General features: G+C 56.4%; 13 protein-coding genes. 12 read left to right on the top strand and 1 reads right to left on the bottom strand.

What is annotated here, in order from left to right; all coding sequences use genetic code 11:
• Position 1: 1 nt before the first annotated feature.
• The 4 genes from ARC85_RS10095 to ARC85_RS10080 all read left to right on the top strand — a co-directional run bounded on the left by ARC85_RS10095 (position 2) and on the right by ARC85_RS10080 (position 4,496).
• Complete coding sequence (locus ARC85_RS10095; protein WP_113880135.1) at positions 2-1,210, top strand: patatin-like phospholipase family protein; 1,209 nt, start codon at positions 2-4, stop codon at positions 1,208-1,210.
• Between the two features lie 75 nt (positions 1,211-1,285).
• Complete coding sequence (gene prmB, locus ARC85_RS10090) at positions 1,286-2,191, top strand: 50S ribosomal protein L3 N(5)-glutamine methyltransferase (protein WP_113880134.1); 906 nt, start codon at positions 1,286-1,288, stop codon at positions 2,189-2,191.
• Between the two features lie 37 nt (positions 2,192-2,228).
• On the top strand, positions 2,229-3,323 hold the full coding sequence (gene aroC, locus ARC85_RS10085) for a chorismate synthase (RefSeq protein ID WP_113880133.1): 1,095 nt from the start codon (positions 2,229-2,231) through the stop codon (positions 3,321-3,323).
• A gap of 18 nt (positions 3,324-3,341) precedes the next feature.
• Positions 3,342-4,496 (top strand): MFS transporter, encoded by a 1,155-nt coding sequence (locus ARC85_RS10080; protein ID WP_286714815.1) that lies wholly within the window; start codon positions 3,342-3,344, stop codon positions 4,494-4,496.
• On the opposite strand, the gene ARC85_RS10075 is transcribed toward ARC85_RS10080, so the two are convergent.
• Entirely contained in the window at positions 4,490-5,377 is an 888-nt protein-coding gene (locus ARC85_RS10075; protein ID WP_286714769.1) for a LysR family transcriptional regulator, read from the bottom strand. The genes ARC85_RS10080 and ARC85_RS10075 overlap by 7 nt on opposite strands.
• A gap of 464 nt (positions 5,378-5,841) precedes the next feature.
• Between ARC85_RS10075 and leuC the strand changes: the two genes are divergently transcribed.
• The 8 genes from leuC (at position 5,842) to trpB (ending at position 16,566) form a co-directional block, all read left to right on the top strand.
• Complete coding sequence (gene leuC, locus ARC85_RS10070; protein WP_014421371.1) at positions 5,842-7,260, top strand: 3-isopropylmalate dehydratase large subunit; 1,419 nt, start codon at positions 5,842-5,844, stop codon at positions 7,258-7,260.
• Positions 7,261-7,277: 17 nt separating this feature from the next.
• Positions 7,278-7,925 (top strand): 3-isopropylmalate dehydratase small subunit, encoded by a 648-nt coding sequence (leuD, locus tag ARC85_RS10065; RefSeq protein WP_114434040.1) that lies wholly within the window; start codon positions 7,278-7,280, stop codon positions 7,923-7,925.
• Positions 7,926-7,943: 18 nt separating this feature from the next.
• Positions 7,944-9,017: a 3-isopropylmalate dehydrogenase gene (gene leuB / locus ARC85_RS10060; protein ID WP_114434041.1), complete on the top strand. Its 1,074-nt coding sequence runs from the start codon at positions 7,944-7,946 to the stop codon at positions 9,015-9,017.
• 126 nt (positions 9,018-9,143) lie between these two features.
• Complete coding sequence (gene asd / locus ARC85_RS10055) at positions 9,144-10,259, top strand: aspartate-semialdehyde dehydrogenase (RefSeq protein ID WP_114434042.1); 1,116 nt, start codon at positions 9,144-9,146, stop codon at positions 10,257-10,259.
• 313 nt (positions 10,260-10,572) lie between these two features.
• Positions 10,573-13,746, top strand: coding sequence for a FimV/HubP family polar landmark protein (locus tag ARC85_RS10050; protein WP_113880129.1), 3,174 nt, complete (start codon positions 10,573-10,575; stop codon positions 13,744-13,746).
• An 84-nt stretch (positions 13,747-13,830) separates the two neighbouring features.
• Entirely contained in the window at positions 13,831-14,739 is a 909-nt protein-coding gene (gene truA / locus ARC85_RS10045; RefSeq protein WP_113880128.1) for a tRNA pseudouridine(38-40) synthase TruA, read from the top strand.
• Positions 14,736-15,365, top strand: coding sequence for a phosphoribosylanthranilate isomerase (locus ARC85_RS10040; RefSeq protein ID WP_113880127.1), 630 nt, complete (start codon positions 14,736-14,738; stop codon positions 15,363-15,365). The genes truA and ARC85_RS10040 overlap by 4 nt, the downstream gene beginning before the upstream one ends.
• Positions 15,358-16,566, top strand: a complete 1,209-nt coding sequence (gene trpB / locus ARC85_RS10035; RefSeq protein ID WP_197536003.1) for a tryptophan synthase subunit beta — start codon at positions 15,358-15,360, stop codon at positions 16,564-16,566. The genes ARC85_RS10040 and trpB overlap by 8 nt, the downstream gene beginning before the upstream one ends.
• Positions 16,567-16,577 lie beyond the last annotated feature (11 nt).

Below are 16,577 nucleotides of genomic sequence, written 5' to 3'. Positions count from 1 at the left end.
AATGGCAGATAAGGACAACCCGGAAAAGGAATCTTCCGGAAGCACGGCAGCCGCACAGGACGGCGTCACGTCGGTGGTGAGCAGTTCTGGCATTTCTCCGGCATCAGCGCCGGCCAGCACCGAACGCATGGAGCCGTTGCCGGGCAAGGGCAAAACCGTTGCGCTGACCCTTGGGAGCGGTGGGGCGCGTGGGTACGCCCATATTGGCGCGATTGAAGTCCTGCAGGAGCGGGGGTACGAGATTGTTGCCATCTCCGGCTGCTCCATGGGCGCCCTGATCGGTGGCATGTACGGTGCCGGCAAGATGAAAGACTACAAGGACTGGGTGACCGGGCTCGGCCAGTTTGATGTCTTGCGGTTGCTGGATGTGACCTTCACTTCCGTCGGCGCTATTCGTGGAGAGAAAGTCTTTTCGGTGGTGCGGGATATTCTGGGCGATACGCGTATTGAGGATCTGCCCATTGCTTACACCGCCGTAGCAACAGATCTTCTGGCCCACAAGGAAATCTGGTTTCAGGAAGGCCCGCTGGACCAGGCTATCCGCGCCTCCATTGCCATACCCAGCGTGGTGACGCCTCTGGTGCTCAACGGCCGGGTACTGGTGGATGGCGCACTGCTCAATCCATTGCCTATTATTCCCACCATCTCAGCCCATGCAGATCTGGTGATGGCCGTTAACCTGAGCGGTGAGGATGATCAACAAAGGCGCATTCCAGACGCTGCGTTTGCTCCGGAAGAAACCAGTAGCGATATGGAGGAATGGGTCGATGCCATTCGCGAAAAGGCGTCCCGCTGGTTTGATTGGGATACCCTGAAAACGCTGGGTTCCCGAAAACCGGAAAGGGGCGAGTCGCCGGAACAGAAAATAAGCCGGGAAATGGCAAAGAAAACAGCACCCGAGAAAAAGCGTGAAGACGAATCGGGGCGGTCCAGGCATCGTGACGAGCACGAGACCATTGACTGGGACAAGCTGGGCATTGGCAAATTCGACGTAATGAACCTGACCATCGAGACCATGCAAAGCGCGTTAGTGCAGTACAAGATTGCCGGCTACCCACCGGATCTGTTGGTTAACATTCCCAAGAATGCCTGCAGAAGCTACGACTATCACAAGGCCCCGGAGCTGATACAACTGGGCCGGGAGCGGATGTTGGCCGCTCTGGACCGGTTTGAACAAAGCCGCAGCAGCTCCGGCCCACTGGCTCTCTGAGCCACAAGAGCTGCAGCCCGCGCCGCAATGCGCGTATAATGCCGCGCACCATTAGCCAGATCAGGAAGCTAAGTTTTGACCAGTCCCGTTGACGACCTGCACTCCATCCGTGACCTGCTCCGGTTCACAGTTTCCCGTTTTGCGGCTTCGCCAATCTACTTTGGCCATGGCACTGATAACGTCTGGGATGAGGCCGTTCAGCTGGTATTGCGCAGCCTGCATCTGCCGCTGGAAAATAACAATCTGTTCCTGGATGCGCGACTGACACGTTCAGAGCGGGAACTGATTCTCGAGCGGGTGGAGCGTCGGGTCAACGAGCGTATTCCGATTGCTTACCTGCTTGGTGAAGCCTGGTTTATGGGAATGCCGTTCAACGTTGATGAGCGCGTTCTGGTCCCCCGTTCACCAATCGGCGAACTGCTGGAGAACGGCCTCCAGCCCTGGTTGGGCTCAACGCAGGTTCAACGAATTCTGGATTTGTGTACCGGCAGCGGCTGTATCGGTATTGGCGCGGCGACCGTTTTTGATGAGGCGGAAGTGGATCTGTCTGATATTTCCGCGGATGCCCTAGCCGTAGCAGAGTCCAATATTGAACTTCATGGACTGGAGAGCCGCGTGCGCGCGATTCAGTCGGATGTTTTCGACAATATTGAAGGCCGCTACGACGTGATCGTCAGTAATCCGCCTTATGTCGATGCGGAAGATCTGGCAGACATGCCGGCCGAGTATCACCATGAGCCCGAATTGGGTCTGGCCGCCGGAGACGACGGGCTGGACATTGCGCACCGCATTGTTGCCCAGGCTGCCGATTACCTTACCGACGACGGACTCCTGATTGTGGAGGTTGGCAATTCCTGGGGTGCCATGGATGATGCCTATCCGGATTTGCCGTTAACCTGGCTGGAATTCGAGAACGGTGGTGATGGGGTATTCCTGGTCACTGCCCGGGATCTGCGTGAATGGCAGGCCCGAAGAAGCTAAGATTTCAAATTACAAAACCTGTATAAAGTGCTGAATTATGTCGGGAAATACATTCGGAAAGCTGTTCACCGTCACCACCTTTGGTGAGAGTCACGGCGCGGCCCTGGGCTGCATTATCGACGGTTGCCCTCCGGGCCTGGAGCTGTCGGAAGAAGATATGCAGCGAGATCTGGATCGCCGCAAACCCGGTACCTCCCGGCATACGACCCAGCGTCGTGAAGCGGACGAGGTTCGGATTCTGTCTGGTGTGTTTGAGGGCAAAACCACGGGCACACCGATTGGTCTGATTATCGAAAACACCGACCAGCGTTCCAAGGACTATTCCAAGATTGCTGCCCAGTTCCGTCCTGCTCACGCAGACTACACCTATCACCACAAGTACGGTGCCCGGGATTATCGTGGGGGTGGTCGCTCTTCCGCCAGGGAAACCGCCATGCGGGTTGCTGCCGGCGCCGTCGCCCGGAAGTTTCTTGAGCAGCGCCTCGGGATCAAAGTGCGGGGTTATCTTTCCCAGTTAGGGCCGATCAAGGCAGACAAGCTGGATTGGGAGCAGGTTCACCAGAATCCGTTCTTTTGTCCGGATGCAGACAAGGTCTCCGAGATGGAAGCCTACATGGATGCTTTGCGTAAAGAAGGGGATTCGATTGGCGCCCGCATCAATGTGGTTGCGGAGGGGGTCCCTCCAGGTCTTGGTGAGCCGATTTTTGATCGTCTGGATGCCGATCTTGCTCACGCCCTGATGAGCATCAACGCGGTCAAGGGTGTGGAGATTGGTGCCGGTTTTGATTGCATCGAGCAGAAAGGGACAGAGCACCGGGATGAGATGACGCCAGAAGGCTTCCTTTCCAACAATGCCGGTGGTGTTTTGGGCGGCATTTCCTCCGGCCAGCCGATTGTTGCCAGTATTGCCCTTAAGCCAACATCAAGCTTGCGGTTGCCCGGCAAGGGCATTGATGTAGACGGCAACCAGGTAGAGGTGATCACCACTGGTCGGCACGACCCCTGTGTCGGTATCCGCGCGACGCCCATCGCCGAAGCCATGATGGCGATCGTCCTGATGGATCATTACCTGCGTCATCGCGGCCAGAACGGCGATGTAGAAGTCACCACGCCTGTCCTCGGCCAGCTCTGATCCAGGGGAGGCGCTACCATCTACTGGCGGCTGTCGAACCTCTATTTCTGGTTTTTTGCCCTCCTTGGAGGGCTTTTGCCCTATTGGTCCCTCTATCTTGAGGGGCAGGGCTACTCCTATCTCCAGATCGCCACATTGATGGCGACCATCCAGCTAACCAAGATCGTGGCACCCAGTGTTTGGGGGTACATCGGTGACCGGACCGGCCACCGGGTCCGCCTGGTGCGTTTTGGTGCTATTTTCGGCTCGCTGTTTTTCGCCGGCGTGTTTCTGGAACCCGGATTCTACGGTCTGTTGCTGGTCATGCTGGTGTTCACCTTTTTCTGGAACGCCATTTTGCCGCTGTATGAAGTCATTACCCTGCGGGTACTCGGCAAGCATCGGGACAAGTACGGCAAGGTTCGTCTTTGGGGCTCTGTAGGATTTATCGGCGCAGTGGCTCTGGTCGGCGGGCTACTGGAGCTGGTGGAGATTCAGTACTTGCCGTGGCTGTTATTGCCGGTATTTGCAGGGATTGCCGTCTCGGCATTTCTGGTGCCTTCCGAGCGTGGCGAGCGCAAGCAGCAATCTGCACCTGTCGGTAGCCTCAAAGCAATTGTCACCCATCCGGCTGTGATCGCTTTTTTCGCGATGAATTTTCTGCTTCAGGTATCACATGGTGCCTACTACACCTTCTTCAGTATCCACCTGGAACAACATGGATACGGCAAACTGGCCATCGGGTTACTGTGGTCACTCGGAGTCATCGCGGAGATCGGCCTGTTTCTGATTATGCACAGGCTATCCCGGCGTTTTAGTGTACGGCAGGTGGTGCTGGGGGCGCTGGTGCTGACGATGATCCGCTGGGGCCTGATTGCCGAGCTTACGTCGGTATTGCCGGTGCTGATCTTTGCCCAACTGTTGCATGCGGCTTCTTACGGCGCATTGCATGCAGTATCCGTCCAATACATTCAGGGCTTCTTCGGTAAGCACCATCATGGCCAGGGTCAGGCTCTTTACAGTGGCCTGACCTTTGGCGCCGGCGGGGCGCTCGGTGCATGGTTATCAGGTTTCCTGGTGGATGGTTTCAGTACCTCCGCGGCGTTCTGGGGTGGTGCCGCCGCAATGGCCCTTGCGATTATCGTAACTTGGCGGGGTTTGCAGCCGCCACCTCAGCTCCAGCACGATCATTGACTGGACTCTGGTCGCGTTTCTTCCTCTTCTACTATCTGCAGCAATGCCTGCGCGGCACTACCCAGTTGTCGGCGGGAGAGCGCCACGGCACCCAGAACCCGGGTAACAGGGTGGGGCACTTCAAGCACTTTCAGGCTGTTATCGAGCATGCTAACCGGCAAAATGCTCCACCCAAGGCCAACGCTTACCATCATTTTGATGGTTTCCAGGTAGTTGGTTGGCATCAGGGGTCTCAGGGTGAGGTTGGCTTCCAGAAACAGACGGCTGACCACCCGGTAGGTGGCGGTGCTGGTGTCCGGTAGCAACGCCGGGTGTGGCGCGAGGTCAGAAAGTTCAGGACTCGCCAGTGTTGCGAGAGGGTGTTCTTTCCCAACCACGAAGGCCATTGGGTCTGGCCACTGGGCAAGGATGGAGAACTCCGGATTCATGCTGTCGCTGAGGGTCACAAAGGCCAGTTCTGCGTTGCGTTTGTTCATCTGGTCGTAGGCGGCATCGGATTCCATGAATTGCAGGTGCAGATCTACTTGAGGGTATTCCCGGCGGTAGCGGCGCAGCCAGTTGGGCAGGTGGTGCAGGCCGATGTGGTGGCTGGCGATGGCGTGGAGTTCGCCTCCGATGCTGTCGGCGCTGGTGGTGAGGGCCATGCGGGCGTTGTGGATTTCGTCGAGGATTTTGCGGGCATGGGGGAGGAGTCTTGTGCCGGCTTCGGTCAGGCGGATTTCCCGGTTACTGCGGTCGATCAGTCGGGTGTCCAGTTGGGTTTCCAGGGCGGCCAGGCGTTTGCTGATGGCTGGCTGTGTCAGGTGCAGGGTTTCAGCGGCTTCTGAGAAGGAACCCTGGTCGACGATTGTCAGGAATGCTTTCAGGGAGTTTGCGTCCATAGTTGCTGCTCCAATTGATGGGTGGATTCCACGTTGGTGCAGGGATCAGATTCAGGAACCCCCTCCCAAAAACCGCTACAAGCACGTCCGTGTGCGCTTCTCTCCGGCCATCCATGGCCTCCGACATTTTTGGGAGGGGGTTCCTGAATCTGCTCCTCATACTTGGGTGCAGGTTTCAGGACTTCCCGACTCATGTTGGGGGAGCGAACGGGCGGGTAAGGCTTTTCAAAACCGTTGAGGGCCAAGGACGGCCCGAAACGAGCCCACAGGGATGTGCTTGTAGGCGTGTTTTGAAAAGCCTTACCCGCCCGTTCGTGACCTGCGCCGAAGTATGGCTCTACTATTGTTGATTCCTGTTTGGAATGCAAAGCATAAAAAACATGAATTGAGGTTATTCGTGGCGCAGGGGTATGATGTCATCATTCGAAGCAGAAACAGAAACCCCCAGAGAGTGAGAGAGAATCATGGCGGGCAAGACCTTATACGACAAATTGTGGGACGACCATTTGGTCAAGCAGCGGGACGATGGTTCCGCGTTGATTTACATTGATCGTCAATTGTTGCACGAAGTGACATCACCTCAGGCCTTTGAGGGCCTTCGTCTGGCTGGCCGCAAGCCTTGGCGGATTGATGCCAATATTGCCACTCCGGATCATAACGTTCCGACCACGGATCGTGACAAAGGTATCGACGGCATTGTGGATCCGGTGTCCCGCACTCAGGTGGAGACGCTGGACAAGAACTGTGACGAATTCGGGATTCTCGAGTTCAAGATCAAGGATCAGCGTCAGGGTATCGTGCACGTGATTGGGCCGGAGCAGGGTGCGACGTTGCCGGGCATGAGCATTGTCTGCGGTGATTCTCATACTTCTACTCACGGCGCTTTTGGCTGTCTGGCTCATGGTATCGGCACGTCTGAAGTGGAGCATGTTCTGGCGACCCAGTGCCTGGTCCAGAAGAAGATGAAGAACATGCTGGTAAAGGTGAACGGCAAGCTGGGCGCGGGTGTTACCGGCAAGGATGTGGTTCTGGCGATCATCGGCAAGATTGGTACCGCCGGTGGTACCGGTTACGCCATTGAATTTGGTGGCGAGGCGATCCGTGGTTTGAGCATGGAAGGCCGGATGACCATTTGTAATATGTCCATCGAAGCCGGTGCCCGGGTGGGTATGGTGGCAGTGGATGACACCACCATCGAGTATGTCAAAGGTCGTCCGTTTTCGCCCAGGGGTGAGACCTGGGACAAGGCGGTTGAATATTGGCGCACGCTCCACAGCGACGATGATGCGGTGTTCGACAAAGTGGTTGAGCTTGATGGCTCCGCCATTCAGCCTCAGGTGAGCTGGGGCACGTCGCCGGAGATGGTGGTTGGTGTAGAGGGCGCGGTGCCGGATCCTGCGAAGGAAGAGGATCCCATCAAGCGCGAGGGGATCGTCCGCGCGTTGAAGTACATGGGCCTTCAGCCGAATCAGAAGATTACCGATATCAAGCTGGATCGCGTGTTTATCGGTTCCTGCACCAACAGCCGAATTGAGGATCTGCGGGAAGCTGCGGCGGTGGTAAAGGGTCGCAAGGTCGCGGCCAGCCTCAAGCAGGCGATGGTGGTTCCGGGTTCCGGTCTGGTCAAAACCCAGGCGGAGCAGGAAGGTCTCGACAAAATCTTTATCGAGGCGGGTCTGGAATGGCGTGATCCGGGTTGTTCCATGTGTCTGGCCATGAACGCCGACAAGCTGGGGCAGGGTGAGCATTGTGCGTCTACCTCAAACCGGAACTTCGAAGGTCGTCAGGGCTTTGGTGGGCGTACTCACCTGGTAAGCCCGGCCATGGCCGCCGCGGCAGCGGTGACTGGTCACTTCGTTGATGTCCGTGAATTGATGAACTGAGCCACAGGAGAGAGACCATGCGAGCATTTACGCAACACCAGGGCATTGTTGCCCCCATGGACCGTTCCAATGTGGACACGGACATGATTATTCCCAAGCAGTTTTTGAAGTCCATCAAGCGCACGGGCTTTGGCCCGAACCTGTTCGATGAGCTGCGTTATCTGGATGAAGGCAAGCCGGATCAGGATTGTTCCAACCGTCCGCTGAACCCGGATTTCGTGTTGAACCAGGAGCGTTACAGGAACGCCAGCGTGTTGCTGGCCCGGACCAATTTTGGCTGCGGTTCCAGCCGTGAGCACGCGCCCTGGGCGCTGGATGATTTCGGTTTCCGGGTGATTATTGCTCCGAGCTTTGCCGATATATTCTACAATAACTGCTTTAAGAATGGCCTTTTACCTATTGTTTTAAATGAAGAAGTGGTTGATAAGCTGTTCCGGGAAACCGAAGAGAATGAAGGCTATCAGCTGACGGTCGATCTCGAGGCTAAAACGGTGGCGACACCCGGTGGTGAGTCGTTCAGTTTTGATGTTGATGATTTCCGCCGTCATTGTTTGCTGAACGGTCTGGACGACATCGGCGTGACCCTGGAAGATGCGGATACCATTCGCGCTTATGAAGAATCCCGGCGCAAGACCGCTCCCTGGTTGTTTAATACTGCAAACTGATTAACAAGGAATTGGATTATGTCCCGTAATGTATTGCTCCTGCCGGGCGACGGCATTGGTCCGGAGATTGTGGCAGAAGCGGAGAAGGTTCTGCATAAGGTGAACGACCAGTTCGGGCTGGCGCTGAGTTTTGAATCTGCCCTCGTTGGCGGTGCGGCGATTGATGAGACTGATACGCCGCTGCCTGAAGAAACCCTGGAGAAGGCCCGTAAGGCCGATGCGATTCTGCTGGGGGCTGTAGGGGGGCCAAAGTGGGACAGCCTCCCGATGGCGAAGCGCCCGGAAAAGGGACTGTTGGGGCTGCGTTCCAACCTTGAGCTGTTTGCCAACCTGCGTCCGGCCATTCTGTATCCGCAGCTGGCGTCTGCTTCGTCCCTGAAGCCGGAGGTGGTTTCCGGGCTGGACATTCTGATCGTCCGCGAACTCACCGGTGGTATTTATTTTGGACAGCCTCGTGGTGTGCGTGAGCTGGAAAGCGGTGAGCGCCAGGGCTACAACACCTACCAGTACACCGAGTCCGAGATTCGGCGTATTGGCCGGGTTGCCTTCGAGGCGGCCCAGCAACGAGGCAAGAAGCTGTGCTCGGTTGACAAGGCCAACGTGCTGGAAGTGACCGTGCTGTGGCGGGAAATCATGGAAGACCTGAAGCGGGAATATCCGGATGTGGAGCTTTCCCATATGTACGTGGATAACGCAGCCATGCAGTTGGTCCGTGCGCCCAAGCAGTTCGACGTGATTGTGACTGGCAACATGTTTGGTGATATTCTTTCTGACGAAGCGGCAATGCTCACCGGTTCTATCGGCATGCTTCCCTCTGCGTCACTGAATTCCGAAAAGCAGGGTATGTATGAGCCGTGTCACGGCTCGGCGCCGGATATTGCCGGGCAGGGCATTGCCAACCCGCTGGCTACCATCCTCAGTGCTGCAATGATGTTGCGTTACAGCCTGAATGAGGAAAAAGCCGCCCAGGCCATCGAGGCGGCGGTCAGCAAGGTGCTGGACCAGGGGCTGCGTACCGCCGACATTATGTCGGAAGGCGGTCAGAAGGTATCCACTCGCGACATGGGTGAGGCGGTTCTGAACGCGCTTTAAAGCACCACTGGTTTGCTCAATCGAGACCCGACAACGGCAGGATGCAGCCGTTGCGGGATCATCCATCCTGTCCCTGCCAGCGATAACGGTAGCGGGCGGGCATAAAACGAGGTTCAAAGGTCGCACATGAAGCGAGTTGGACTTGTAGGTTGGCGCGGCATGGTGGGCTCGGTCCTCATGCAGCGCATGCGTGAAGAAAATGATTTTGCCGACATCGATCCGGTGTTTTTCACCACTTCCCAGGCAGGGAAGCCGGCCCCGGACGTAGGCAAAGACGGCGTTCCTCCATTGCAGGACGCGTTCGATATCGACATCCTCAAGGGGATGGATGTGATCGTTACCTGTCAGGGCGGCGATTACACCACCGAGGTTTACCAGAAGCTGCGTGATGCAGGCTGGGACGGTTACTGGATTGATGCGGCATCCACTCTGCGTATGGTCGATCACTCTGTGATCGTGCTGGATCCGGTTAACCGTAACGTGATCGATGCGGCCCTGGATAAGGGCGTAAAGGATTATATCGGCGGTAACTGCACCGTGAGCCTGATGATGCTGGCCCTGGGCGGCCTGCTGGAGCAGGATCTGATCGAGTGGGTGTCTCCGATGACGTACCAGGCAGCGTCCGGCTCTGGTGCCCAGAATATGCGGGAGCTGTTGAACCAGATGGGCGCGTTGAATGAGAGCGTCAAATCTGAGCTGGCTGACCCGTCTTCCGCCATCCTCGACATCGATCGCAAGGTGACTGATACCATGCGTTCCGGCGATTTCCCCACTGAGCATTTCGGTGTGCCGCTGGCGGGCAGTCTGATTCCGTTTATCGACAAGCAGCTCGATAACGGCATGAGCAAGGAAGAGTGGAAAGCGGGCGTCGAGACCAACAAGATTCTTGGTCGGAGTGACAACCCGATCCCTATCGATGGTATCTGCGTGCGCATTGGCGCCATGCGTTCCCATAGTCAGGCGCTGACCATCAAGCTGAAGAAAGACCTGTCAGTTTCCGAAATTGAAGGCATTCTGGCCAAGGCCAACGACTGGGTGAAAGTTATTCCCAACGATCGCGATGCCACCATGCAGGAACTCACTCCGGCCAAGGTCACTGGCACACTGAGCATTCCGATTGGTCGAATTCGCAAGTTGTCCATGGGGCCGGAATACATTTCCGCTTTCACGGTGGGTGACCAGTTGCTGTGGGGTGCTGCAGAACCGCTGCGTCGGATGCTGCGAATCCTTCAGGAACGTTAAAAAGTGTTACACAGCGGTAATTAATGCCAACTGTGTCCGGTTTTTTGCAAGCCGGTCAGGGGCGGAGGCTGATTTCAGCGTCCGCCCCTGTTATTTTCAAGGGCGCTAAGGAGTTCCGCCCGATAGATAAAAAAACGGTGCAAGGATTGCAGCTGATTGATTGATAAAACGGGTTTTATCAACAATACTTGCCAAACCGAACGGTATAATTGCGATATAAAAACGAGAAATAACAAGGCGAAAGTCATCCAACCTCGTCCGATTCTGTTGAGATACGGCAGTAAAGAATAACGGAGACTGGAAAGGAATAAGCATGAAGGTACGCAAGCTTGCGGTTGCCCTGGCGCTGGCGGGAGGGCTCGGCTCTGGAATGGCTCAGGCGCTTGGACTTGGAGAAATTGAGCTCCAGTCCTGGCTGAACGAGCCACTGGATGCAGAAATATCACTGAATCAGAGTCGCGGTGTTGATCCCGGTGAAGTGTTCGTCAATGTGGCACCGGAGGCCGCCTATGAGCGCGTCGGCCTGGACCGCCACCAGTTTCTGAGTCAATTAAGGTTTGAAGTGGTTACCGGGACGGATGGCAATCTGGCCATCAATGTTTCCTCCCGGGCGCCGGTACGCGAGCCGTATCTGAATTTCCTCCTCGAGCTGACCTGGCCCAATGGTCGCCTGATGCGGGAATATGCCGTGCTGGTCGATCCTCCGGTTTACGCCGAGGAATCTGGTATTGAGGAGCAAGTCAGTGCTCCGGCCACGACAGCCACCAGACAGCAGCCGGCGCGCAGCCAGGAATCTGTCCGCCGCCAGGCGGCAGCAGAAGGCTCCGTGTCGCGTGGCTATCAGGCAGATACGTTTGGTCCGACAGGGCCATCCGACACACTCTGGACCATTGCCCAGCAGGTACGTCCGGATGGTTCGGTTTCCATGCAGCAGGTTATGCTCGCGATTCAGGATCAGAATCCTAACGCGTTCATTGGCGGGAATATTAACCGCCTGAAGCGTGGTGAGGTGTTGCGGATTCCCTCTCTGGATCAGATTCGGAGCCGTAGCCGCGCTGAAGCCAATCGGGTAGTTGCACAGCAGAACCAGGAATTCCAGTCTCCGAGAACCGTTGATGCAACGGATACCGCCCAGGCTGCGGCAGGACAGGGTGCTACTCAGGCGGCAGCGGGTGATGAGTTGCGCCTGCTGGTTGCCGATGAATCGGAATCCCGGTCTACCGAAGACGGTGGTTCTGCCGGTGGTGACGGCGATCTGCCGGGCGGTGTTGATGCCGGTTCCGCAGTTGCGATGGAAGAGCTGGAGGCCGCAAAACGCGAAAATGACGAACTCAATACCCGTGTCCAGGATCTACAGGACCAGGTTGAGACCCTGCAGCGGTTGCTGGAACTGAAGAACAGCCAGCTTGCGGATATGCAGGGTATGGTGTCGGAAGAAGAGTCTCCAGCTCCGACCGATACTGCTGAGACAGAGTCTGACGTTGAACCGGCGACAACACCAGTAGAAGGTGATCTGGGTGCCGGCACCGGTGAAGATCCGTTCGGTGGTGGTCAGGCCGATGAAGTCCTTGAAGGTGAAACGGCCGACACACCGATGGCGGAAGAAGATAGCGCCATGGTCCCGGACGAAGCCGATATTGCAGGTGAAGAACCGTTTGGTGGTGATGTCGAAGGGGGTGCTGCTGATGAGGTGGTGGCAGAGCAGCCTGCCGTTACCGAGCAGGAATCTCCATCTGAATCCGAGCCCGCGGCCGTCCCGCAGACCCAGCAGCCAAAGCCGCTGCAACCAGTAACGGCGCCTGAAAAGGCATTTCCGGGTAACATTATTGACGGTATTCTGAACAATCCGATGTATCAGATTGCCCTCGGTGGTGGTCTTATCCTTCTGCTTCTGTTGTTGTTGCTCGTGGCACGACGCAATGCCAATCGCGAAAAAGAATTCTACGACCAGTTGAACAGTGATGAAGGCGAAGGCGGTGATTCGTTCGACCTCAGTCTCGAAGATGAGGATGAGGCAGAAGCGGAAGCCGGTGATGCCATTGCCGAAGCAGAAACCTATGTTGCTTACGGTCGTCACGATCAGGCAGCCCAGGTGCTCGAGAACGCCATTTCACGTGAGCCCAGCCGTACTGATCTGCGCCTGAAGCTGTTGTCTGTGTATGCGGACAATCAGGACCGCGACGCGTTTGAAAAGCAGTACCGTGAAGTTGAAGCGCTGGATGATGAGGCAGCTATCCAGGAAGCTGAATCCCTCCGGGAGCGCCTTGCTGAAGCTGAAGCGATGCCCAGCATCGACGACCTTGAATCCCAACTGCGCTCGGATTCGTTCGGCAGTCAGCCAGAGCAAGAGCCGGCCACCGAGCATGCTTCGGATGACTGGGATATCTCTGACGAGCTGAAAGCTGACGAATTTGAAGCCACTTCAGAGCCCGCTGATGAAAACGAGTTCGGTGAGCTGGAGTCCGATGTCAGCAAAGAATCCGATGGCCGGGATGACATGATTGAGTACGATCTGTCCGGCATTGGTGAAGAACCGGAGTCTGAAGACGAGTCCGCCACCGAAACTGATTACGCTTCACTTGATCTGGATTCCGGTCTGGATGAGGCAACCGGGACTTCCGAATCCAAAGAAGAGGACTTCAGTCTGGATTTCGAGTCGGCCTTTGAAGACGACGCACTCGCCGGTTCAGATGAGCCCTCCTTGGAAACCGATGAAGCGGAGCCGGTTGAGGCGGATCAGTCTGGTACCGTTTCGGATCAGGAAGACGATCTTGAGCTGGGCTTCGATCTTGATGACGACCTTGAGCCGACGGAAGAAGAGCCAGTTAAGCAGGAAGACACCGAGGTATCGGATCTGGACCTGGAGTCTGATTCGCTTGACGAGTCCTTCCTGGACGAGCTTGATGCGGAGCTGGATAAGGTTGCCGGCGAGGACGATGAGCCTTCTGAACTGGAGCTTGGAGAATCCGATCTGGATGACCTGGAACTGGATGTATCTGATGAAGATCTCGCGCTGATGGAAGAGTTCTCTGATAACGGAGAACCTGCTGGTCCTCAGGAAGACGAACCATCCCTGGAAGATGAGCTTGGGCTGGAAGATGCACTCAGCGAATCCGAGGCTGATGAGCCGGGCGTTGACCAGCAGAATCCGGAAGAGCTGGCGGAGCAGACAGAAGAGGTTGCTGAGGCCGAACCGGCTCCTGAAGAGCTGGAGGACGAAGTCGTGCCGGTGGCGTCAGACTCTCTGGACGAAAGCTCCACTCGTAGTGATAGCGGATTGGATATTGATGAGAGCGCTCTGGACGACGAGGATGACTTTGACTTCCTCGCCGGTACTGACGAAGCTGCCACCAAACTTGATCTGGCACGGGCCTACATCGAAATGGGTGACAGCGACGGTGCCAGGGATATTCTGGAGGAAGTTGCTCTTGAGGGTAACGAAGAACAGAAGGCAGAAGCACAAGAGCTTCTTAAAAATCTCTCCTGATTCGTTATAATCAACTAACCGCGGCAAGCGCCGGCCATTGAGCCGGCGTTTTGCTTTTTCAGTGGACAGCAATCGGGTCAGCACTTGTTCCTCACGCCTCAGCCTCTCACCACAGATAACGCCATTGGTAATGGACGGGTTGCCATCATCTTTGAGTACGACGGTCAGGCCTTTCATGGCTGGCAATTGCAGAAGAGTGGCGTGCGTTCGGTGGAGGCAGAACTTTCCCGGGCCGCGGCCCGCGTTGCCGACCATCCGGTCGACCTGGTGTGTGCAGGCCGCACCGACGCCGGCGTGCATGCCAGTTTTCAGGTAGCCCATTTTGACACGCCATCGGTTCGAAACCTTCGTTCCTGGGTCATGGGAATGAACACGGCATTACCTGATGACATTTCTGTGCACTGGGCAGGGAACGGTCAGGGCGATTTTCACGCCAGGTTTTCCGCGATTTACCGACGTTACCGGTATGTGATCTACAATCATCCGGTGCGCCCGGGGATCCAGCGTGGACAGGTGTCCTGGACATTTCGTCCGTTGGATGCCGAAAGAATGCATTGTGCAGCCCAGGCACTGGTCGGCGAGCATGACTTCTCCTCATTTCGCGCTGCCGGTTGCCAGTCCCGGACTCCGGTTCGGTTTCTGGAGCAGATTTCGGTAACCCGATGCGGAGAGTTTATCGTAATAGATGTGCAGGCCAACGCCTTTCTTCATCATATGGTACGCAATATTGCCGGTGCCTTGATGGCGGTTGGTAATGGTCAGCAGCCTGAAGGCTGGATTGGTGATATTCTGGAACGCCGTGATCGCAAACTTGCCGGTGTGACCGCCCCTCCTTACGGGCTCTACCTGGTGGATGTCGGTTATCCTGAGTCCTTCGGGATTCCCAAGGCATTGTGTGGACCGGCGTTCGTTACTCCCTGGTTTGACCCGGCCAGCAACGCGCCGATCACACCAACTCACATACACCCGAAACAGGGAAAGGCTCCTGCATGACAGCCCGCGTAAAAATATGTGGCCTGACGCGCCCGCAGGATGTGGAAGCCGGGGTAGCCTGTGGCGCCGATGCCATAGGTCTGGTGTTTTATGCGCCGAGCCCTAGAGCGGTCGATCTGGAGCAGGCCCGAATCCTGGCCGCCAAGGTTCCTGCGTTCGTGGCGGTTACTGGACTGTTCGTGAATCCTGAGCGGGATTATGTCGAAGCAGTTCTGGATGCTGTGCCACTGGATCTGCTGCAGTTCCATGGCGATGAGAGTCCGGAGTTCTGCCAGTCTTTTGGCCGACGCTGGATCAAGGCCGTCAGGGTGCGTGAGCCCGGACAGATCGAACAGGCGTTTGCCGATTATCATCAGGCTTCCGGTTTGTTGGTGGACGCCTGGGATCCAAACCGCTATGGCGGTACCGGCCAGTCGTTCAACTGGTCACTGATTCCTGAAAGCAGGCCCTTGCCCCTGATATTGGCCGGTGGGTTGTCATCTGATAACGTAGCCCGCGCGATTGAGCAGGTACGCCCCTGGGCTGTTGACGTCAGCGGTGGGGTGGAAGAGAGCAAGGGTAAGAAAGACACCACCAAATTGTCTCAATTTTTCAAAGAGGTTCACCGTGTCTGTAAAACTGACTGAAGAAATGTTGAAGGCGCTTCCTGATGCGAGAGGTCACTTCGGTGCCTTTGGTGGACGGTTTGTTTCAGAAACCCTGATGGATTCTCTGATGACCCTGGAAAAGGAGTACCTTCGGTTGAAGGAGGATCCGGAATTCCAGGCGACTTTTGATAATGACCTCGCCGATTATGTTGGCCGTCCCAGCCCGCTGTATTTCGCAGAGCGCCTGACTCGGGAAGCCGGTGGCGCACAAATCTGGCTCAAGCGCGAAGACCTCAACCACACCGGTGCCCATAAGGTGAATAACACCATTGGCCAGGCCCTGCTGGCCAGTTTTCTGGGCAAGAAGCGCATCATTGCAGAAACTGGCGCCGGTCAACATGGTGTAGCCACCGCCACGGTTTGTGCCCGTCTGGGCCTTGAATGTCACGTATTCATGGGGGCAGAAGACGTCAAGCGTCAGTCCCTGAACGTGTACCGCATGAAACTGCTGGGCGCGACCGTCCATGCCGTTCAGAGCGGTACGAAAACCCTTAAGGATGCCATGAATGATGCCATGCGCGACTGGGTCGCGAATGTGGATGATACTTTCTACATCATCGGCACTGTGGCAGGGCCGCATCCCTATCCTTTACTGGTGCGTGATTTCCAGTCGGTGATTGGGCGAGAAATCCGTAAACAGGCCATGGAAAAAGTGGGTAAACTGCCGGACGCACTGGTGGCCTGCGTCGGTGGCGGTTCTAACGCCATTGGTATGTTCTATCCGTTCCTGGCGGATGAGTCCGTGGAGCTTTATGGTGTTGAAGCCGGTGGTCTGGGGATTGAAACCGGACAACATGCGGCGCCGCTTTGTGCCGGTCGCCCCGGAGTGCTGCATGGTAACCGGACCTACCTGATGGAAGATGAGAATGGCCAGATCGCCGGAACACATTCCGTTAGTGCTGGTCTGGACTATCCCGGAGTGGGGCCCGAACATGCCTGGTTGAAAGACATTGGTCGAGCCAATTATGTGTCAGTGACTGATGACGAGGCCCTGGATGGCTTCCGTAAACTGACACGCGTGGAAGGGATTATGCCGGCGCTGGAAACCGCGCACGCCGTGGCTTATGGCGTGAAGCTGGCCGCAACCATGGACAAGGACCAAATGCTGGTGATCAACATCTCCGGTCGCGGCGACAAGGATATTCACACCATTGCCCAGCTTGATGGCATTGAGATCTGAAGGTATCAGGA

This window comes from Marinobacter sp. tcs-11 (assembly GCF_002049515.1).
Classification (GTDB): Bacteria; Pseudomonadota; Gammaproteobacteria; order Pseudomonadales; family Oleiphilaceae; genus Marinobacter; species Marinobacter nauticus.
This window is presented reverse-complemented; position numbering and strand designations above follow the sequence as displayed.